Below are 19,671 nucleotides of genomic sequence, written 5' to 3' on the forward strand. Positions count from 1 at the left end.
ATCCGAAGGTAAGGGAGGCTTCAAGCTGCAAGCTTCGAGCTGCAAGTACTGCAGCTCGAAGCTTGTCGCTTAGGTCTGCATTACCAGCAGATACCCTCGGTGCGCGTACCGGCGTCGGTGGCTTTGGCCATGAAGCCGACCAGGTCGATGACCTGTTTGCCGTGCGGCGCTTGCTGGGCCAACGGGCGGAACTTCTCGTCGCGGTTGCCGAGGATGATCACGTCGGAGTTATCGATCACCGAATCGAAGTCCGCGTTGAGCAGGGACGACACGTGCGGGATCTTCGACTCGATGTAGTCCTTGTTCGCGCCGTGAACACGGGCGTACTCGACGTTGCTGTCGTAGATGCTCAGGTCGTAACCCTTGCCGATCAGCATCTCGGCCAGTTCCACCAGCGGGCTTTCGCGCAGGTCGTCGGTACCGGCCTTGAAGCTCAGGCCGAGCAGGGCGACTTTACGTTTGTCGTGGCTTTCAACGATGTCGAAAGCGTTCTGCACTTGCGATTCGTTGCTGCGCATCAGCGAGTTGAGCAGCGGCGCCTCGACGTCCAGCGAACCGGCGCGGTAGGTCAGGGCGCGCACGTCTTTCGGCAGGCACGAACCGCCGAAGGCGAAGCCCGGGCGCATGTAGTACTGGGACAGGTTGAGGGTCTTGTCCTGGCAGACCACTTCCATCACTTCACGGCCATCGACGCCGACTGCTTTGGCGATGTTGCCGATCTCGTTGGCGAAGGTCACTTTGGTCGCGTGCCAGACGTTGCAGGTGTACTTGATCATCTCGGCAACGGCGATGTCCTTGCGGATGATCGGTGCGTCGAGTTCTTCGTACAGCGATTGCAGAACGTCGCCCGAAGCCTTGTCGAACTCGCCGATGACGGTCATCGGTGGCAGGTCGTAGTCGGCAATGGCGGTGGATTCACGCAGGAATTCCGGGTTGACCGCAACGCCGAAGTCGACACCGGCCTTCTTGCCCGAGCAGTCTTCGAGAATCGGGATCACCACGTTGGTCACGGTGCCCGGCAGCACGGTGCTGCGCACGACGATGGTGTGGCGGGTGGTTTTTTCACGCAGGACAAAACCGATCTCGCGGCATACCGCTTCGATGTAGTTCAGTTCGAGGTCGCCGTTCTTTTTGCTCGGCGTACCCACGCAGATCATCGACAGATCGGTGTCGCGAATCGCCTCGGCGAAGTTGGTCGTGCCACGCAGACGACCGGTCTGGATACCCTGTTGCAGAAGTTCGCCCAGGCCGGGTTCAACAATCGGCGACTTGCCGGCGTTGATCATATCGATCTTGTCTTTGGCAACATCGACGCCAACTACGTCATGGCCCCGTGCAGACAGGCAACCGGCACATACTGCGCCAACGTAACCCAAACCAAATATGCTGATGCGCATCGCAATTACCTCTGTATATATCAGGCCTTAGAGGCCGGAGTTAATGGTGTTCAGCGTTCATTAGTGCACTCGAAAGTGCGGCACACAGGCGCCACAATGCCGTGTGCAGGCATACTAAGTTTCGAGTGTCTAAATAAGTGCACTCAAGATGTGCGCAACCAGGCCTTGTTGTTATGACTTGCCCTGTTATGCAGCCGATCCTCTTTGGAGAAGACTCTTGTGCAATCGTCTTGCGCGCTCGATGTCAGGATGAAGGTCCCGTAAATCAAGCGGTTGGGTGCTCAGGCGAGCACGTTTATTAGGGCGCGGCCATGGCCTTTGTAGGGGATATAAATGGTGCGTATCTCCTGTCCATCGTCTGTTTTGAGACTAGTTAGTCATCTAGGCAAGTTGCTGTGACAACTTGGTTACATGGCTATCTGCTCTGCGTAAGTTATCTCGTACAAACTCGGCGAGAATCGTTACCGGTGGTATGAGCTATGCATTCGGACGAAGTTCCTGTCCGCTCATCGCGAAATCTGAAATTTCTTGAAATATTGTCAGAGATGGCACTAGTCTCAATTTGATAGCACTTTCGTTTTCGACCTTTAATAACAGGCGAAAAATCACGTTAGATAGTTTTGTGCCACTACGCTGAAAAAAGTTAGGTGCCACTACTGAAAAAAATGATCAGTGTCGAGTGAAACTAATCTTAGAAAAGACAGGGAGGTTTTTCTGGCGCCATTAAAATGGCGAAATGGTGCGAGGGTTTTTTGACATCGTGCGAGCTGCACGACTCTTTATACAAAGAGTCGTGCATTGGGCATGCTTTATTCCGGGGCGTGGTCGCGCAAAAACACCAGATTGTCGGGTTTCGACTGTTCGACGCTGTAGCGATAACCCTGCACATCGAACTGTTTGAGCTGGGCCGGATCGTTGATCTTTTCCTGGATCACGAAACGGCTCATCAGGCCCCGGGCTTTTTTCGCGTAGAAGCTAATGATCTTGTACTGACCGTTCTTCTGGTCCTTGAACTCGGTGTTGATGATCCGCGCGTTCAGGGCTGTGCGTTTCACTGCCGAAAAGTACTCATTGGAGGCGAGGTTGAGCAGCACGTCGTCGCCTTGATCGGCCAGCGCTTCATTGAGCCATTCGCTGATGCGCGTACCCCAGAAGGCGTACAGGTCTTTGCCACGGGCGTTGGCCAGTTTGGTGCCCATTTCCAGACGATAGGGTTGCATCAGGTCGAGCGGGCGCAGCAGCCCGTAGAGACCGGAGAGCATGCGCAGGTGTTTTTGCGCGTAATCGAAATCGGTTTCGCTGAAGGACTGGGCGTCGAGACCGGTGTAGACGTCGCCCTTGAACGCGAGCAGTGCCTGTTTGGCGTTTTCCGGGGTGAAGGCAGGCGTCCAGCTGCCGAAGCGCGCGGCGTTGAGCCCACCGATTTTGTCGGACACGTGCATCAGTTCGCTGATCTGCGCAGGCGTCAGGTCGCGCAGTTGCTGGATCAGTTCCTGGGAATGGTCGAGGTATTGCGGCTGAGTGAAGCGCTGGGTCGCCGGCGGTGTTTCGTAATCGAGGGTCTTGGCGGGGGAAATCACCATCAGCATGAAGTCGTCTCCTTTAATCGTGGGGGCGATTCTAGGGGGTTGTCCGATTTGACTCCAGCTATGGGGGTTATAGGTCGGGGTTAGCAGGGGCATTTGCGACGGTTGGTGGATTTTTCCCTCACCCCAGCCCTCTCCCGGAGGGAGAGGGAGCCGATCTCATTGATTTCAAAATTTGAGTTCGACTCGATAGTTCAGATTGGCGGATATCCAAAGCGATACTCGGTCAGCTCCCTCTCCCCCCGGGAGAGGGCTGGGGTGAGGGCGGCGTCCTTCAGCCTTGCACATCAGCTATAGTGCCGCGCGGGTTTTGTTATGGAGACATCCCTTTTGCGCATTGTTCTTTTATTCACCGCGTGGCTGTTGAGCTTCGGTGCCGTCGCGGCGCCGGGCGATGTGGCGACGCTGGATCGCAGAACCTGGCCGGAGCAGCTTAGCAACCCGACCCTGTTTGACGTGGCGTCACGGGCGGAAATCCTGATGTTCGCCCGTGTCCTGCTGGGCACCGAGTCGATGGACGAGGCCGCTCTGGCGCAGCGTCTAGGCTTGCGCACGGTCAATATCGATGCGGTCAACATTCTGCGCCAACGCCTCTGGCAGCGCCTGCTGGCCAACTACAACTTCGCCCAGCAAAGCTGCGATCAGGACGCCTCGTTCTGCTTCCTTGTAGAAGACTTGCCAACGCTGCGCGAGCAAGCCGCCAAGTTCGTCGTCAGTGACGACAGTTATTACACCAAGTGGGCCGAGCCGAGCCGGATCTTCCATGTGCAGTACCTCGACGAGTTGTTGCGCAAGGCCGCGTTGTCGCCGCAGAGCAGCAACGAATTCGATCGTTTCGGTGACTACGAGCGCAACGGTGACGCGATGCACGACCGGCTGTTCCTGCTGACCTTCGACAGCGCCGCCAATCTGCAACCGGACAACACCGGCTGGCTCACCGAATACCTACGCAAATCGAACCTGAGCGGCACGTTCTTCGTGCTGGGCAAGGATATTCAGGCGCGACTGGCTGATCGCTCGGTGAGCAGCCTGCAAGCAGAGTTCTCGAAACAGTGCGTCGGCGTTCAAGGTTGGGAGTTCCGCTCCCACAGCCACTGGCAGGACTGGCAGGATTCGGTGCGGCGCAGCGCAGATCTGGTGAAGAACAAGTTGCCGGAAAACTACGTGCCGCTGTTTCGTCCGCCGGAAGGGCAGCGCCGCAGCGATGCGCAAGGTTTCTTCAACACACAAGGCCTGCAAGTGGCGCTGTGGGACATCGATGCCCAGGACGGCGCCGGCAAACTCAAGGGCGCAGCGAGCGCGCAGAGGGTGCTGACTCTGATGCTGCTGTGGCGACACGGGGTGATCAATTTCAACATGAAACAGGACGCGGTGAAGACCTCGTTACCGTGGTTGATCACGCAGACCGCGCAGAGCGGTATCGGTTGGGAAGACTGTCAGGACGCTTTTCGCTGAGAAACGAAAAAAGCCCGGAAACATTGGGCTTGGGGCGATTTTTTTGAAGAGTTCGATGCAGGCGGACTTCCGACTTTAGCGGGGTCTGGGCAGTCCGCCAAGGGCTTTTCGTCACTCTGAAAAATAAACTTAAAAAAACCGTCAAAGTACTTTTTTATGTCATCGGTTTTGGAGTATTACGAAGACAGACCGCCGAAACCTGCAACACAGGTGGCGTCTTCCAAGACCCGTTTGTTTGCAGTCACTTGAATCTCCGCAGGTGAGATTTCGGCAGTCACTTCGAGGCGCAGCACCGCTCAGGTATTGCGTCCAATGGCTCTGACAAAGGTGACCGAGTATGGATGATCACGGACGTAGCCCTTCCTCCAACCAGCCAATCCTTTATGTACTCGATACCAACGTATTGATTCACGATCCAAATGCCCTGCTGAATTTCGAAGAACACCACGTCGCGATCCCGATGACCGTGCTTGAAGAGCTGGACAAGCTCAAGAGCGGGCATCACAGCGTTGCCGCCGAATGCCGTCAGGCCATCCGGCTGATCGACAAAACCCTGGGCGACGCTTCCCCTGAAGACGTCGAGCTGGGTGTGCCGATCCAGCGCGGTAAAGGCGGGCCGAAGGGCTTGCTGTCAATTCTGATGAGCAAACAGGCCGAATCGAATCTGATTCTGCCCGAGCATCTGAACGACAATAAAATCATCAACCAACTGATCGATTTGCACACCCGCGATCCGAAAAAGCCTGTGGTGCTGGTCACCAAAGACATCAACATGCGCCTCAAGGCGCGCGCCTGTGGCATCGATGCCGAGGATTACAGCACCGACCAACTGGTCGATGACGTGTCCCTGCTGCCTAACGGCTATCACAACATGACCGGCTCTTTCTGGGACCGCGTGAGCAAGGTCGACACCCGCCAGGATCACGGCCGCACCTGGCACCAAGTGCAACTGATCGACAACCTGCCGGCGGTGCACATCAACGAGTTCATCATCGACGAACAGGGCTTTGTCGGCTGGATCAAGGAGATCGACGAGGCCAAGCTGCTGATCCTCGACCTGCATCAGGAACCGCTGCTGCATCAAGAGGCCTGGGGGCTGAAACCACGCGACATCTATCAGAGTCTGGCGCTGTACGCGCTGCTCGATCCGGACATTCATCTGGTCAACCTGTCGGGTGCCGCCGGTTCCGGTAAAACCATTCTGGCGCTGGCCGCGGCGATCGAGCAGACCATGGTCAGCAAGCGTTATCGCCGCATCATTGCGACCCGCAGCGTGCAGGGCCTGGACCAGGAAATCGGCTTCCTGCCCGGCACCGAAGCGGAAAAAATGGAGCCGTGGCTGGGCGCCATCACCGACAACCTCGAAGCCTTGCACATGGATGACGAAAACACCCATGGCAGCGTCGACTACATCCTCAGCAAAGTGCCGTTGCAGTTCAAATCGCTCAACTACATTCGCGGTCGCAGCTTCCAGCAGAGCCTGATCCTGATCGACGAGTGCCAGAACCTCACGCCGCATCAGATGAAAACCATCATCACCCGGGCCGGCGCCGGTTCCAAAGTGGTGTGCCTGGGCAACCTCGCACAGATCGACACCCCTTACCTGTCCGCGACCAGTTCCGGGCTGACCTACCTGACCGAACGCTTCAAGGATTTCCCCAACGGTGTGCACATCACCCTGCAAGGGGTGCCTCGTTCGATTCTGGCCGAATACGCCGAATCGCATTTGTAACCCTTCACCCAAAACCGGGCGGCCCACCAGCCGCCCGGTTTTTTTATGCCTGGACACAAATCCAAATGTGGGAGCGAGCTTGCTCGCGAATGCGGTATGCCAGTCACCATAGATGTAGCCTGATGCACCGCCTTCGCGAGCAAGCTCGCTCCCACAGGATGCAACGGTGATTTCATAATCAATGATGCGGAAATTTGACCCGCAGGTTTACAATCGTCGCTCCTGATCAGGAGTAATCCCGTGCTGACTCATCTCGATTCCCAAGGTCGCGCCAACATGGTCGACGTCACCGAAAAAGCCGTGACGTTCCGTGAAGCGACGGCCCAAGCGCTGGTGCGCATGCTCCCCGAAACGCTGCAGATGATCGTCAGCGGTGGCCATCCCAAGGGCGACGTGTTCGCCGTGGCGCGCATTGCCGGCATTCAAGCGGCGAAGAAAACCAGCGATCTGATTCCCCTCTGCCATCCGCTGATGCTCACCGGCGTCAAAGTCGAACTCAGTGCTGATGGCGACGACACCGTGCGCATCGTTGCCCGCTGCAAGCTGTCCGGGCAGACCGGCGTTGAGATGGAAGCGTTGACCGCTGCCAGTGTTGCCGCCCTGACCATTTACGACATGTGTAAAGCCGTCGATCGCGGCATGACCATTGAAAGCGTGCGTCTGCTGGAGAAGGTCGGTGGCAAGAGCGGGCACTTTCAGGCGGAGCAGCCATGAACCTGACCGTGAAGTTTTTTGCCCGTTACCGCGAAGCGCTGGGCGTGGATTCGGTAAGGATTGAAGGTGATTTCGCCACCGTCGAGGACGTTCGCGCACTGCTCGCGCAACGTGACGGCGCCGAGGTGTTGAGCGAGCAGAACCTGATGTGCGCACGCAACGAAGACCTCTGCCAACTCGATGAGCCGGTGGTCGATGGCGACGAAGTGGCGTTTTTCCCTACCGTGACCGGAGGCTGATCCATGGCGATTCGCGTGCAGGCCACGCCATTCGATCCGGGCGCTGAAGTCAACGCGATGCATGCGGCCAATGTCGGCGTCGGCGCGGTGGTGAGTTTTGTCGGCTACGTGCGCGACTTTAACGACGGCCTCGATGTAGCGGGGATGTTCCTCGAACACTATCCGGGCATGACCGAAAAAGCCCTCGGCAAAATCGCCAGCGAAGCCGAACAGCGCTGGCCGTTGCTGAAACTGGAAGTGCTGCACCGCATCGGCGCATTGGAGCCGGGCGAACCCATCGTGTTCGTCGGCGCCGCCAGTGCCCATCGCCAGGCTGCCTTCGATGCCTGCGCCTTTGTCATGGACTACCTGAAAACCCGCGCGCCGTTCTGGAAGAAAGAAAACACCAGTGACGGCCCGCGTTGGGTTGAGGGGCGCGACAGTGATCATGCAGCGGCGGATCGCTGGAAAAAGTAATTCCTGTAGCGTCCCTCAGTACGCCTTCGCGAGCAAGCTCGCTCCCACATTGGATCTGTGTCGTTCACAAATCCAATGTGGGAGCGAGCTTGCTCGCGAAGGGGCCATCTGTAACAGCAAAAACCTCGCAGACACTCTCTTCTCGTGGATTGACGGCTTGTACCTATAAGTCCAATATGGATTTCCAAGTACAAAAAAGTTTCAGTCTTGCCGCTCGTAGCTCCCCGCTAGCAGCTGCTCTTCTTCATCTTGCCAAACCAACAACAACCCCGCGAGAGAACGAACATGAAGAAACTACCCCTCATCACCGGTCTGGCCCTCAGCCTGTTGTCCTGCGCCAGCGTGTTCGCCGCCGAGCAAACCCTGCGCATCGGCATCGAAGCCGCTTACCCGCCATTCGCCTCGAAAACTGACAAAGGCGAAATCGTCGGTTTCGATTACGACATTGGCAATGCCCTATGCGCGCAAATGAAGGTCAAGTGTGTGTGGGTCGAAGGTGAGTTCGACGGTCTGATCCCTTCGCTGAAAGTGAAGAAAATCGATATGGCGCTGTCGTCGATGACCATCAACGAAGACCGCAAGAAATCGGTGGATTTCACCCATAAGTACTACTTCACCTCGTCGCGGCTGGTGATGAAAGAAGGCGCCAGCGTTGACGATCAATACGCCAGCCTAAAGGGCAAGAACGTCGGCGTGCAGCGCGCGACCACCACCGATCGTTATGCCACCGAGGTGTTCGAGCCGAAGGGCATTAACGTCAAGCGCTACAGCAACAACGAAGAAATCTACATGGACCTGGCGGCGGGGCGCCTCGATGCGATTTTTGCCGACACCATCCCGCTGAATGACTTTTTGTCGATGCCGCGTGGCAAGGGTTATGCGTTTGTCGGGCCTGAGTTGAAGGATCCGAAGTACGTGGGCGAGGGCGCAGGGATTGCAGTGCGCAAGGGTAATGCAGAATTGGTCAGCCAGTTGAATGGCGCCATCGATGGCATTCGCGCGAGTGGCGAGTACCAGAAGATTTCCGAGAAGTATTTCAAGTCCGACATTTACGGCGACTGATCTACCGCTTTCGCGAGCAGGCTCACTCCTACATTTGGAATGCGTTCCCCTGTAGGAGTGAGCCTGCTCGCGATGGCGTCAGAGAAATCACCGCAAATCTCTAGCCCTTCAATTCCTTCAAATGCTTGTACACCGTCGCCCGCCCCATGTTCAGCACGTTGGCCACATAGTTCGAGGCGCTCTTGCCCTTGAACGCGCCTTCGGCGTGCAGCGCCAGCACCAGTTCACGTTTGTGATCGCGGGTAAGCAGGTTCAGGCTCAGCTGCCGCTCGCGCAGCCAGGCGTGGAGGAAGGTGTTGATGCGTTCCTGCCAGTCATCGCGAAACAGTGAGTCCGGTTGCGGGATCAGTTTGCTCGGCGAGAGAAACAGGTCCAGCGCGGCCTTGGCATTCTCGAACAGCGAAATATTCAGGTTGATGCACAACACCGCCAGTGGCCGGCCTTCGCTGTCGCGCAGCACGGTGCTCAGGCTGCGAATCTTCTGGCCATCCCAATTGAGCTTTTCGTACGGGCCGATATTGCGGTCGCTGACATCCTCGCTGAGCATGTCCTCCAGTGACGAGTCGTCGCCGATCTCGCGCTTGGACAGGTTGTTGGCGATGTAGTCGACCTTTTGCGTGCGCAGGTCGTGCAGCACCACTTCGGCGTGGGGAAAGAACAGCGTGGCGATGGCGTCGGCAACAGCGCGGAAGTTATCCAGCGCCGGGTCGAATTCAGGGGCAGTCATGACAGTGGAGCTCCAGGCAGCGTCAACGCCCCCGTGATCAGGAGGCGCTGCGAGTGTGCCGCAATCCGTTGGGCGCGTCATCCGTGGACAATCAGGCGAGGCGAGCGGGGGCGAGCATGGTGCTGTCCAGCCCGAACTGCTGCAAGTGCTCGGGCAACGGCTCGCCGCGTACCAACGCCGCGCTGGCCTGGCCCATCGCCGGGGAAGTCTGAATGCCGTAACCACCCTGCGCCGCCACCCAGAACAGCCCCGGCACCTGTTGATCGAAACCGCTGAGCAAATCACCGTCGGCGACGAAGCTGCGCAGGCCGGCCCACGTACGCGTCGGACGGCGGATGGTCAGCGTGGTGGCCTCTTCGATCTGGTAGATGCCCATGGCGATGTCCAGTTCTTCCGGCTGCACATCGTGAGGCTCGACCGGGTCGGCGTTGGCGGGCGAGCCGAGAAACATGCCGGCGTCGGGCTTCATATAGAAGGATTCGTCGAGGCTGACCAGCATCGGCCAGTGATGAATGTCGACGCCTTCCGGCCCGGCGAAAATGAACGCGGCGCGGCGCTTCGGTTGCAGGCCCAGCGGTTGGGCGCCGGCCAGTGTGCCGATCTTGTCGGCCCAGGCGCCGGCGGCGTTGATGATCACTGGCGCGCTGAACGTCTGGCCGTTGGTCTGAACACTCCAGCGGCCCTCGGCATCGCGACTGAGGCCTAGCACTTCGCAATCGGTGTGCAATTCGCCGTTGTTGCGGCGAATCCCGCGCAGGTAGCCCTGATGCAAGGCGTCAGTATCGATGTCGCTGGCGCTCGGGTCATAGATCGCGCCGTGGACTTTTTCCCGACGCAGGATCGGCAGTCGCGCGCAGGCTTCGTCGGCGCTGAGCAGTTGCATCTCCGGCACGGTGGCTTTGGCGCTGAGATATTGGTTGTTGAGTTCGGCGGCATCACCGGTGAAATCCACGGTCATTTCACCGCGTGGGGTGAGCAGTGGGTGTTCGCAGAAACCGGCTGGCGGGTGGTCAAAAAACGCCCGGCTGGCCTGGGTCAGCGCGCGAACTTGTGGCGTGCCGTACGCGGCGGTAAACAGCGCGGCGGAGCGCCCGGTGGAGTGATAGGCCGGGTGGGATTCACGTTCGAGCACGATCACTTTGCCGTGCGGCGACAGCCAGAAACCGGTGGATGCGCCGGCAATCCCGCCGCCGATGATGATGAAATCTGCCTGGCTCATGTAGGTCTCCTGATGCTCGAAATATGAAAATACACGCAATCCCTGTGGGAGCGAGCTTGCTCGCGAAAGCGATCTATCAGTCAACACATTCGGTGAATGTCAGACCGCATTCGCGAGCAAGCTCGCTCCCACATGGATTGCATCAGGCTTAATTCTGGTGATGGAGGAGATAAACCGCATTGGCCAGGGCGATGTCTTCCAGGCCGAGGCCAATTGAACGGAAAAACACGTGACGATCGTAATCGGGGCGCTGCACTTTCTCGCTGAGCAAGTCGGCGAGGTCGCCGACAATCGAATCCTTGCTCCAGCCATGCTGTTCACTGGCAATCAGCATCTCACCTGCCGAACCCGGCGTGGTCAGACGATAGTCGCAGAACACCTGCATGTCGTTGAGGCTCTGCGGCGGCACTTCATGGGCACGCGGGGCGTTGGTGCTGATCGAGGTGATCAGGGCTGGTTTGCTCAGCGCGGCCGGATCGATCACCGGGCCGGCGGACGAAGTGCAGAGCATGATCACGTCCGCCTCGACGAGGGCGGCTTCACGGCTGTCAACGATCCTCAGATTGGGAGTGATGGCTTTCAACAGTGCCTTGGTTTGAGCGTCGGCGGACAGGCTTGGCGAATACAGGCTGATGCTCTGCCAGTCGCGCAGACCTTTTACATAGTACAGATGCGCCTGCGCAACCTTGCCACTCCCGATGATTGCCAGTCGCGTGGCGTTTGTCGGAGCGAGGGTGTCGACCGCCACAGCCGTGGTCGCGGCGGTGCGTGCGGTGGTCAGTTCAGCGGCATCGCAGAGCAGCAGTGGCTGGCCGGTTTTCATCGACATCAACAATGTCCAAGCCGTCACCAGTGCACCTTGTTCGCGAACGATATACGGCGAGGTCTTCACGCCGTACACGCCATCCTCGGCCAGCACGCCCAGGTAATTGATGAAGTCGCCGGCACCTTGCGGAAACTCCACCAGTTGCTGCGCCGGTTGCACGGCGTTACCCGCCGCAAGATCACGGAACAGCTTGCGCAGGATTTGCGGCACATCAATGCGCGCCAGCAGCTCACGGGCCTGATGCTGGTCGATCACGTAGGGCGTACTGGACATATCAGGCTCCGAAAACGAAAAATAAACTTATTTGTCTATTATGGACTTTTGGTTTTCTCTCGCAAGCACCTGATGAAACACCGGGCGAAAAAAAAGCGCAGTCCGTTGCCGGCTGCGCTTTTCTTTTAAACGTCGTTTACTGCGGACGCTTGCGCTCAACCGCGCGCAACAGATGCGTCGGCGGCGTTTCACAGCTGATCTTGCGACCGAGCTTCTCTTCGATGGACGGCAACTGGTAGGAGTCGTCCTCACCGGCGAAGCTGATCGACACACCGTCGGCGCCGGCACGACCGGTACGACCGATGCGGTGCACGTAGTCGTCCGGGACTTCCGGCAGGGTGAAGTTGATCACGTGGCTGATGCCGTCGATGTGGATGCCGCGACCGGCCACATCGGTGGCGACCAGTACGCGAATCTTGCCTTCGCGGAAACCTTCCAGGGTCTTGATGCGTTTGTGCTGCGGCACATCGCCGGACAGTTGCGCGGCGTTGATGCCATCGCGCACCAGGCGTTCTTCGATGCGGCGCACTTCGTCCTTGCGGTTGGCAAACACGATCACGCGTTCCCAGCCGTTATCGTTGACCAGGTTGTAGAGCAGTTTGTACTTGTCGGCACCGGCCACCGCATAGATGTGCTGCTCGACGTTTTCGTTGGCAACGTTGGTGATTTCGATTTCGACGATCGCAGGGTCAGTGGTCCACTGCTTGGCGAGGTTCATCACGTCTTCGGTGAAGGTCGCGGAGAACAGCAACGTCTGGCGTTCGGACTTCGGTGGCGTCTGGCGAATGATCTGACGTACCTGCGGGATGAAACCCATGTCGAGCATGCGGTCGGCCTCGTCCAGCACCATCACTTCGACCATGTCCAGGTGCACGTCGCCACGCTGGTTGAAGTCGAGCAGACGGCCGGGTGTGGCGACGAGGATGTCGCAGTGACGCGCTTCGAGGTGCTTGAGCTGCTTGTCAAAGTCCATGCCGCCAACAAACGTCATGACGTTGAGGCCGGTGTACTTGGTCAGGTCAGCGGCGTCCTTGGCGATTTGTACCACCAGCTCACGGGTCGGCGCGATGATCAGCGCACGGGGTTCGCCCATGTAGCGTTCTTTCGGCGGCGGGGTCTGCAGCAGTTGGGTGATGATCGAGATCAGGAACGCGGCGGTTTTACCAGTGCCGGTCTGCGCACGGCCAATGGCGTCTTTGCCGGCGAGGGTGTAACCCAGCACCTGCGCCTGAATCGGCGTGCAGTACGGAAAGCCCAGATCCTGGATGGCGTGCATCAGTTCTGGAGACAGCTTGAAATCGTGGAAGCGGGTTTTGCCTTCCTGTGGCTCGACGACGAAATCCTCGAGTTTCCACGGAATAACCACTGCCTTGGGCTTCGGTTCGCGGCGCGGTCTGGCCGGTTTCGGCGCTTCGCTGCGGGCAGGTTCGGCGGCGATTGGCGCGGCCGATGCAGGTTGCGGTTCTGCCTTCGGTGCCGCTACGTGAGCGGGGCGGTCGGCCTGTGGCGCATCGTTGCGATGACCGGGGGCGTGCGACGGCGCACTGGGAACTGGCGCGAGCTGCTCAGCCTCGCTTTTACCGAACATCTTCTTGAGTGCTTTGAGCACGGTCATCTCATCAATTGGTTAAGGAATGTACGCCGGCCAGTGTAATGCAAGAAACGGGCGCGGCGTAGTGGGAGGGATCAAAGGGCGGTTTTAATCTCGACGCTTAGCGCAAACGTTCGCTCAACCAGGTACCGATGTCGCGAATTTCCTCGGGTAACACTTCGTGCTCCATTGGGTATTCCTGCCATGTCACGGTGACACCATGCTTCACCAAATGCTCATAAGCACTGCGCCCCATCGAGTTTTGCACCACGCCATCGAACTGGCCGTGCAGGCATATCGCGGGGATCCGCTGCTGACTGGCTGACAGCTCCATCTCATCACTGAAGGTCGGCGCATATGTCGACAACGCCAGCACGCCGCCCAATGGCCCCTGCCATTTCACAAATGCAGTGTGCAACACCACCGCGCCACCCTGGGAAAACCCGGCGAGAAAAATTCGCGAGGCGTCTATTCCGCTGGCGCGCTCGTTTTCGATCAATTCAATGATGCGATCCGCCGACGCTTCCAGCTCATCACGATCGATCGCGCGTGCCGGGCTCATGGCTTTGATGTCGTACCAGCTTGGCATGGCATATCCGCCATTTATGGTCACTGGACGAGTTGGCGCCTGTGGCAACACGAAGCGCGTGCTCAGCAGGCTTTCCTGCAATGCCTCGGCCACCGGCAGGAAGTCGTAACGGTCGGCGCCGAGGCCGTGCAGCCAGATCACGCAGGCGTCTGCGGGCTTAACAGGCTGAAGAATCAAGGGCTCGGTCATGTCTGCTCCAAAAATGTGCGGGCGCTCTCATTAAGTGCGTGGTTCGAGTGCGCGTCCGGTTGATCCGTTAAGAAGATGTCGCAAGGTTACAAGTTTTGCTATTGACCTGTCGCCGAATCGATTCGGTGAGCGGTGTGGTACGGGCTTTGCTATGGCTTGAACCGTGCAACCGATCTTGCGTGGGCGGTAACACTATCAGTGTACGACCCGCGACGGGATTGCAAAGAATCCGGTGATGGATGTTCGCCAATGGCCGCTACGGGCTTAGCGAATGTGAAAGGGCTACAGCCCGTTCGGCCGATTGGTGAGAAGTGAGTTGTCCATGATGTGGATTTTCTCCTACTAGACTCATAGCGAAGGTCTTACGTCGGTTGACCCCAAAAAAAGCCAACACGGGTCAACAACGCCTCAAAAGGGTGCGACTGGACTCAAGCTCCGACACAACAAGAGCAAAACTGGAGGTTTGAATGAAGATGTTGAAATCCACTCTGGCGATCGTGACTGCAGCAACAGTTCTCGGCGTCAGCGGGTTCGCTCAGGCGGGTGCAACCCTGGATGCCGTGCAGAAGAAAGGTTTCGTGCAGTGTGGCGTGAGCGACGGTCTGCCGGGCTTCTCGGTACCGGACGCAACCGGCAAGATCCTCGGGATCGACGCTGACGTCTGCCGCGCTGTGGCCGCTGCCGTATTCGGCGACGCGACCAAGGTCAAATTCAGTCAGTTGAACGCCAAAGAGCGCTTCACCGCGCTGCAATCGGGCGAGATCGACATCCTGTCGCGCAACACCACCATGACCAGTTCGCGTGACGCGGGCATGGGCCTGAAATTCCCGGGCTTCATTACCTACTACGACGGCATCGGTTTCCTGGTGAACAACAAGCTGGGCGTGAAAAGTGCCAAAGAGCTGGACGGTGCAACCATCTGCATCCAGGCCGGTACCACCACCGAGCTGAACGTTTCCGACTACTTCCGTGGCAACGGTCTGAAATACACCCCGATCACCTTCGACACCTCCGATGAAAGCGCCAAGTCGCTGGAATCCGGTCGTTGCGACGTGCTGACCTCCGACAAGTCCCAACTGTTCGCCCAGCGCTCCAAGCTGGCCTCGCCGAAGGACTACGTGGTTCTGCCGGAAACCATTTCCAAAGAACCGCTGGGCCCGGTCGTACGTAACGGCGACGACGAGTGGCTGGCCATCGTGCGTTGGGTTGGCTACGCGCTGCTCAACACCGAAGAAGCCGGCATCACTTCGAAGAACGTTGAAGCTGAAGCCAAGTCGACCAAGAACCCGGACGTTGCCCGTATGCTCGGCGCTGACGGCGAGTACGGCAAAGACCTGAAACTGCCGAAAGACTGGGTTGTGCAGATCGTCAAACAAGTCGGCAACTACGGCGAAATCTTCGAGAAAAACCTCGGCAAGAGCACTCCGCTGGAAATCGACCGCGGCTTGAACGCCCTGTGGAACAACGGCGGCATTCAGTACGCACCACCAGTGCGCTAATGGTTCTATCGCCCGGCGGGCCAACCGCCGGGTGATGTTCTTGTTCCATTTCTTCCGGGGCACTTCATGCAAAATTCAATCGGCGCACCAAAGCAGAGGCTCAGCCTCAGCGATCCACGAGTGCGTGCGTGGCTATTCCAGATCATCACCGTTGTGGCGGTGGTCTCGCTGGGCTGGTACTTGTTCGACAACACGCAAACCAACCTTCAGCACCGGGGCATTACTTCCGGTTTCGGCTTTCTGGAGCGCAGTGCCGGGTTCGGCATCGCTCAACACCTGATCGACTACACCGAAGCGGACAGCTATGCCCGCGTCTTTGTCATCGGTCTGCTCAACACCCTGTTGGTGACCGTGATCGGTGTGGTTCTGGCGACGATCCTCGGTTTCATCATCGGTGTGGCACGGCTGTCGCAGAACTGGATCATCAGCAAACTGGCGACCGTGTATGTGGAAGTGTTCCGCAACATTCCGCCGCTGCTGCAAATCCTGTTCTGGTACTTCGCGGTATTCCTGACCATGCCGGGACCGCGCAACAGCCATAACTTCGGTGACACCTTCTTCGTCAGCAGCCGTGGCCTGAACATGCCGGCCGCGTTGGCCGCTGATGGTTTCTGGGCGTTCGTGATCAGCATCGTGGTGGCCATCGTCGGCATCGTGCTGATGTGCCGCTGGGCCAACAAGCGCTTTGAAGAAACCGGCGTGCCGTTCCACAAGTTCTGGGTCGGTCTGGCGATTCTGATGGTGATCCCGACCTTGTGCGCACTGATCTTCGGCGCTCCGCTGCACTGGGAAATGCCTGAACTCAAAGGCTTCAACTTCGTCGGCGGCTGGGTGCTGATCCCGGAACTGCTCGCCTTGACCCTGGCCCTGACCGTGTACACCGCGGCGTTCATCGCCGAGATCGTGCGTTCGGGGATCAAGTCGGTCAGCCATGGCCAGACTGAGGCGGCGCGTTCCCTCGGCCTGCGCAACGGTCCGACCCTGCGCAAGGTGATCATTCCGCAAGCCCTGCGCGTGATCATTCCGCCGCTGACCAGCCAATACCTGAACCTGGCGAAAAACTCTTCGCTGGCCGCCGGTATCGGTTATCCGGAAATGGTGTCGCTGTTCGCCGGCACCGTGCTCAACCAGACCGGTCAAGCCATCGAAGTGATTGCCATCACGATGAGCGTGTACCTGGCGATCAGTATCAGCATCTCTCTGCTGATGAACTGGTACAACAAGCGCATTGCGCTGATCGAGCGGTAAGGAAAAGCGCATGAGTACTCATACTTTCAAACCCGACATGCCCCCACCGAACAGCAGCATCGGTGTGGTGGCATGGATGCGCGCGAACATGTTCTCCAGCTGGCTCAACACCCTGCTGACCCTGTTTGCGTTCTACCTGATCTACCTGGTGGTGCCACCGATCCTCAGTTGGGCGATTGTCGATGCCAACTGGGTCGGCACCACTCGCGCCGACTGCACCAAGGAGGGCGCCTGCTGGGTGTTCATTCAGCAGCGTTTTGGCCAGTTCATGTACGGCTACTACCCGACGGAACTGCGCTGGCGCGTCGACCTGACCGTGTGGCTGGCGGTGATCGGCGCGGCGCCATTGTTCATCTCGCGTGTGCCGCGTAAAGCGATCTACGGGCTGAGCTTTCTGGTGCTGTATCCGATCATTGCCTTCACCTTGCTGCACGGCGGTTTTGGTCTGAGCAATGTGGCGACCAGCCAGTGGGGCGGCCTGATGCTGACCCTGGTTATCGCCACTGTCGGTATCGCCGGTGCGTTGCCGCTGGGGATTGTGCTGGCGCTGGGCCGTCGTTCGAACATGCCGGCGATTCGTGTGGTCTGCGTGACCTTCATCGAGTTCTGGCGCGGCGTGCCGTTGATCACTGTGCTGTTCATGTCCTCGGTGATGCTGCCGCTGTTCCTGCCTGAAGGCATGAACTTCGACAAACTGCTGCGGGCACTGATCGGCGTGATCCTGTTCCAGTCGGCCTATGTGGCCGAAGTGGTGCGTGGCGGTCTGCAAGCGATCCCTAAAGGTCAGTACGAAGCGGCCGCGGCGATGGGCCTCGGTTACTGGCGTTCGATGGGCCTGGTGATCCTGCCGCAAGCCCTGAAGCTGGTGATCCCGGGCATCGTCAACACCTTCATTGCGCTGTTCAAGGACACCAGCCTGGTGATCATCATCGGCCTGTTTGACCTGCTCAACAGCGTCAAACAAGCCGCTGCCGATCCGAAATGGCTGGGCATGGCCACCGAAGGCTACGTGTTCGCCGCCCTGGTGTTCTGGATTTTCTGTTTTGGTATGTCGCGCTATTCCATGCATCTGGAACGCAAGCTCGACACTGGCCACAAGCGTTAGGAGTCTGTAAATGAGTGAAGCAATCAAAAAGCCTGTAGGTCCTGAAGGCATTATTCAAATGCAGGGCGTCAACAAGTGGTACGGCCAGTTCCACGTGCTCAAAGACATCAACCTCAACGTCAAACAGGGCGAGCGTATCGTCCTGTGCGGCCCATCGGGTTCCGGCAAGTCGACCACCATCCGCTGCCTCAATCGTCTGGAAGAACACCAGCAGGGCCGCATCGTCGTCGACGGCGTGGAGCTGACCAACGACCTCAAGCAGATCGAAGCGATCCGCCGTGAAGTCGGCATGGTGTTCCAGCACTTCAACTTGTTCCCGCACCTGACCATTTTGCAGAACTGCACCCTGGCGCCGATGTGGGTACGCAAGATGCCCAAGCGCAAGGCCGAGGAAATCGCCATGCATTACCTGGAGCGCGTACGCATTCCGGAGCAGGCGCACAAATTCCCGGGGCAACTGTCCGGCGGTCAGCAACAGCGTGTGGCGATCGCCCGCGCGCTGTGCATGAAGCCGAAAATCATGCTGTTCGATGAACCGACCTCGGCGCTCGACCCGGAAATGGTGAAAGAAGTGCTCGACACCATGATCGGTCTGGCTGAAGACGGCATGACCATGCTCTGCGTGACTCACGAAATGGGCTTTGCCCGCACCGTGGCCAACCGCGTGATCTTCATGGATAAAGGTGAAATCGTTGAGCAAGCGGCGCCGAATGACTTCTTCGATAATCCGCAGAATGAGCGGACGAAGTTGTTTTTGAGTCAGATTTTGCATTGATGGTATGTGCGTAAAAACAACCCGGCCTTGTGCCGGGTTTGTTTTTTTGTGGGTCAGGAAACGGTCAGGGTTTCGTGTTCCTTGTGCACTGTGTGCGTGAAACCTCGCAGGTCTGCGCCTTCAGCCAAGGTCTGGATATCGACGAGCATGTGGGGATGACGATCCAATAAGCGCATCAGCAGCACCAATGCTTTGGGGGGAAGTAACTCGCCCCGTTCGTAGCGAGAGAATGCGTTATGCCCGCCACCAGAGAGCAGTTGCACTGTCTCTTTCTGCGTCAGGTGCAATTTGCGTCGAATTCGTTTCATCTCGGCGCCGATCATTTGTCTGCCAGCGAGAACCAACTCATCACCGGCATCACAATAACGCTCAGCACTATCGGTGTCGAAATCCCATTCCACTTCACCGCACTTCTGGCACTCCCAACCAGATAGATCGTCTACACGGCGCTCCATGCCTTTGACACTCAGGGTTTCTCCGCGACCCTGGAAATGCCTCATTCCCTCACGTGCACCGCAGCTGACACATTGCTGGGTTTTCATGGGTTTTTCTCCTTGAAGGAGATTACCGGTGGGCTGCCGCCGGGGCGATAGGTCACCTTGATGTAAATCTCCTGACCTCGTGAATTGATGTGATACACGTCTTGCCAGATTCGATGATCGTCATAAGTCGTCATCGATTTGTACAACATCCTGGTTTGTAGCTCGAAAACGATCTCTAGCATTTCGCTGAGGTTGAAGCCGAGCTTCTCAGCTGATTTGACCGAAGCTTTGGTGAAAGCTTTTTGACCTAACCGCCTCACCTCAGCCTTGATCACCGCCAATTCGTAATGGGGTGTGTTCTTTTCCATAAGAAACCAAAACCCTGTCCCTGAAATTACCCTTAAAGGGTAATTTTGACCAATCGAAAATGCCGCTCCATGTGTCTCCGATTGACCCTAGGTGGTTGCCGTCCTACACGGGTCTGACTAACATGTCAGAAAATTCATC

19 protein-coding genes are annotated in these 19,671 nt (G+C 58.0%); 10 read left to right on the forward strand and 9 right to left on the reverse strand.

Annotated features, from left to right (window positions below; all coding sequences use genetic code 11):
• Positions 1 to 80 precede the first annotated feature (80 nt).
• Positions 81 to 1,397, reverse strand: a complete 1,317-nt coding sequence (locus tag AB4O11_RS13425) for a nucleotide sugar dehydrogenase (RefSeq protein ID WP_460130887.1) — start codon at positions 1,395 to 1,397, stop codon at positions 81 to 83.
• 809 nt (positions 1,398 to 2,206) lie between these two features.
• Positions 2,207 to 2,986, reverse strand: coding sequence for a peroxide stress protein YaaA (yaaA, locus tag AB4O11_RS13430; protein WP_099758057.1), 780 nt, complete (start codon positions 2,984 to 2,986; stop codon positions 2,207 to 2,209).
• Positions 2,987 to 3,298: 312 nt separating this feature from the next.
• On the opposite strand from yaaA, the gene AB4O11_RS13435 reads away from it, so the two are divergent.
• From AB4O11_RS13435 to AB4O11_RS13460, 6 genes are all read left to right on the forward strand, one after another.
• Entirely contained in the window at positions 3,299 to 4,438 is a 1,140-nt protein-coding gene (locus AB4O11_RS13435) for a polysaccharide deacetylase family protein (protein WP_460130889.1), read from the forward strand.
• A 337-nt stretch (positions 4,439 to 4,775) separates the two neighbouring features.
• Positions 4,776 to 6,170, forward strand: a complete 1,395-nt coding sequence (locus tag AB4O11_RS13440; protein ID WP_007914309.1) for a PhoH family protein — start codon at positions 4,776 to 4,778, stop codon at positions 6,168 to 6,170.
• Positions 6,171 to 6,410: 240 nt separating this feature from the next.
• The gene (gene moaC, locus AB4O11_RS13445; protein WP_093437022.1) at positions 6,411 to 6,884 is read left to right on the forward strand and encodes a cyclic pyranopterin monophosphate synthase MoaC; all 474 of its coding nucleotides are present in this window, start codon (positions 6,411 to 6,413) and stop codon (positions 6,882 to 6,884) included.
• Complete coding sequence (locus AB4O11_RS13450; RefSeq protein ID WP_093437018.1) at positions 6,881 to 7,123, forward strand: MoaD/ThiS family protein; 243 nt, start codon at positions 6,881 to 6,883, stop codon at positions 7,121 to 7,123. Before moaC ends, AB4O11_RS13450 begins: the two co-directional genes overlap by 4 nt.
• Positions 7,124 to 7,126: 3 nt before the next feature.
• Positions 7,127 to 7,579 carry a molybdopterin synthase catalytic subunit MoaE gene (gene moaE, locus AB4O11_RS13455; protein ID WP_007914312.1) on the forward strand — a complete coding sequence of 151 codons (453 nt, stop codon included), beginning with the start codon at positions 7,127 to 7,129 and terminating at the stop codon, positions 7,577 to 7,579.
• A gap of 285 nt (positions 7,580 to 7,864) precedes the next feature.
• Positions 7,865 to 8,641 (forward strand): ABC transporter substrate-binding protein, encoded by a 777-nt coding sequence (locus tag AB4O11_RS13460; protein WP_460130893.1) that lies wholly within the window; start codon positions 7,865 to 7,867, stop codon positions 8,639 to 8,641.
• A 100-nt stretch (positions 8,642 to 8,741) separates the two neighbouring features.
• On the opposite strand, the gene AB4O11_RS13465 is transcribed toward AB4O11_RS13460, so the two are convergent.
• The 5 genes from AB4O11_RS13465 to AB4O11_RS13485 all read right to left on the reverse strand — a co-directional run bounded on the left by AB4O11_RS13465 (position 8,742) and on the right by AB4O11_RS13485 (position 14,055).
• Positions 8,742 to 9,368, reverse strand: a complete 627-nt coding sequence (locus AB4O11_RS13465; RefSeq protein WP_064586076.1) for a helix-turn-helix transcriptional regulator — start codon at positions 9,366 to 9,368, stop codon at positions 8,742 to 8,744.
• Between the two features lie 91 nt (positions 9,369 to 9,459).
• Positions 9,460 to 10,587 carry an NAD(P)/FAD-dependent oxidoreductase gene (locus AB4O11_RS13470; RefSeq protein WP_093436999.1) on the reverse strand — a complete coding sequence of 376 codons (1,128 nt, stop codon included), beginning with the start codon at positions 10,585 to 10,587 and terminating at the stop codon, positions 9,460 to 9,462.
• A gap of 148 nt (positions 10,588 to 10,735) precedes the next feature.
• Positions 10,736 to 11,686: an ornithine cyclodeaminase family protein gene (locus AB4O11_RS13475; protein ID WP_460130896.1), complete on the reverse strand. Its 951-nt coding sequence runs from the start codon at positions 11,684 to 11,686 to the stop codon at positions 10,736 to 10,738.
• Between the two features lie 136 nt (positions 11,687 to 11,822).
• Positions 11,823 to 13,301, reverse strand: coding sequence for an ATP-dependent RNA helicase RhlB (gene rhlB, locus AB4O11_RS13480; RefSeq protein WP_320335745.1), 1,479 nt, complete (start codon positions 13,299 to 13,301; stop codon positions 11,823 to 11,825).
• Positions 13,302 to 13,398: 97 nt separating this feature from the next.
• On the reverse strand, positions 13,399 to 14,055 hold the full coding sequence (locus AB4O11_RS13485) for an alpha/beta hydrolase (RefSeq protein WP_093436986.1): 657 nt from the start codon (positions 14,053 to 14,055) through the stop codon (positions 13,399 to 13,401).
• 467 nt (positions 14,056 to 14,522) lie between these two features.
• Here AB4O11_RS13485 and AB4O11_RS13490 point away from each other — a divergent pair, with 467 nt between their 5' ends.
• From AB4O11_RS13490 to AB4O11_RS13505, 4 genes are all read left to right on the forward strand, one after another.
• Positions 14,523 to 15,554: an amino acid ABC transporter substrate-binding protein gene (locus tag AB4O11_RS13490; protein ID WP_007914328.1), complete on the forward strand. Its 1,032-nt coding sequence runs from the start codon at positions 14,523 to 14,525 to the stop codon at positions 15,552 to 15,554.
• Positions 15,555 to 15,620: 66 nt separating this feature from the next.
• Complete coding sequence (locus tag AB4O11_RS13495) at positions 15,621 to 16,802, forward strand: amino acid ABC transporter permease (RefSeq protein ID WP_460130899.1); 1,182 nt, start codon at positions 15,621 to 15,623, stop codon at positions 16,800 to 16,802.
• Between the two features lie 10 nt (positions 16,803 to 16,812).
• On the forward strand, positions 16,813 to 17,907 hold the full coding sequence (locus AB4O11_RS13500) for an amino acid ABC transporter permease (RefSeq protein ID WP_093436977.1): 1,095 nt from the start codon (positions 16,813 to 16,815) through the stop codon (positions 17,905 to 17,907).
• 10 nt (positions 17,908 to 17,917) lie between these two features.
• Complete coding sequence (locus AB4O11_RS13505) at positions 17,918 to 18,682, forward strand: amino acid ABC transporter ATP-binding protein (protein ID WP_008080191.1); 765 nt, start codon at positions 17,918 to 17,920, stop codon at positions 18,680 to 18,682.
• 53 nt (positions 18,683 to 18,735) lie between these two features.
• Here AB4O11_RS13505 and AB4O11_RS13510 read toward each other — a convergent pair whose 3' ends face one another.
• Together AB4O11_RS13510 and AB4O11_RS13515 are read right to left on the reverse strand one after the other, a co-directional pair.
• A complete protein-coding gene (locus tag AB4O11_RS13510) occupies positions 18,736 to 19,224 on the reverse strand; it encodes a type II toxin-antitoxin system MqsA family antitoxin (protein WP_460130901.1) in 489 nt (162 codons plus the stop codon).
• Positions 19,221 to 19,532 carry a type II toxin-antitoxin system MqsR family toxin gene (locus AB4O11_RS13515; RefSeq protein ID WP_116254613.1) on the reverse strand — a complete coding sequence of 104 codons (312 nt, stop codon included), beginning with the start codon at positions 19,530 to 19,532 and terminating at the stop codon, positions 19,221 to 19,223. Before AB4O11_RS13515 ends, AB4O11_RS13510 begins: the two co-directional genes overlap by 4 nt.
• Positions 19,533 to 19,671: the final 139 nt, after the last annotated feature.

Source organism: Pseudomonas sp. H1_D05 (assembly GCF_054682705.1).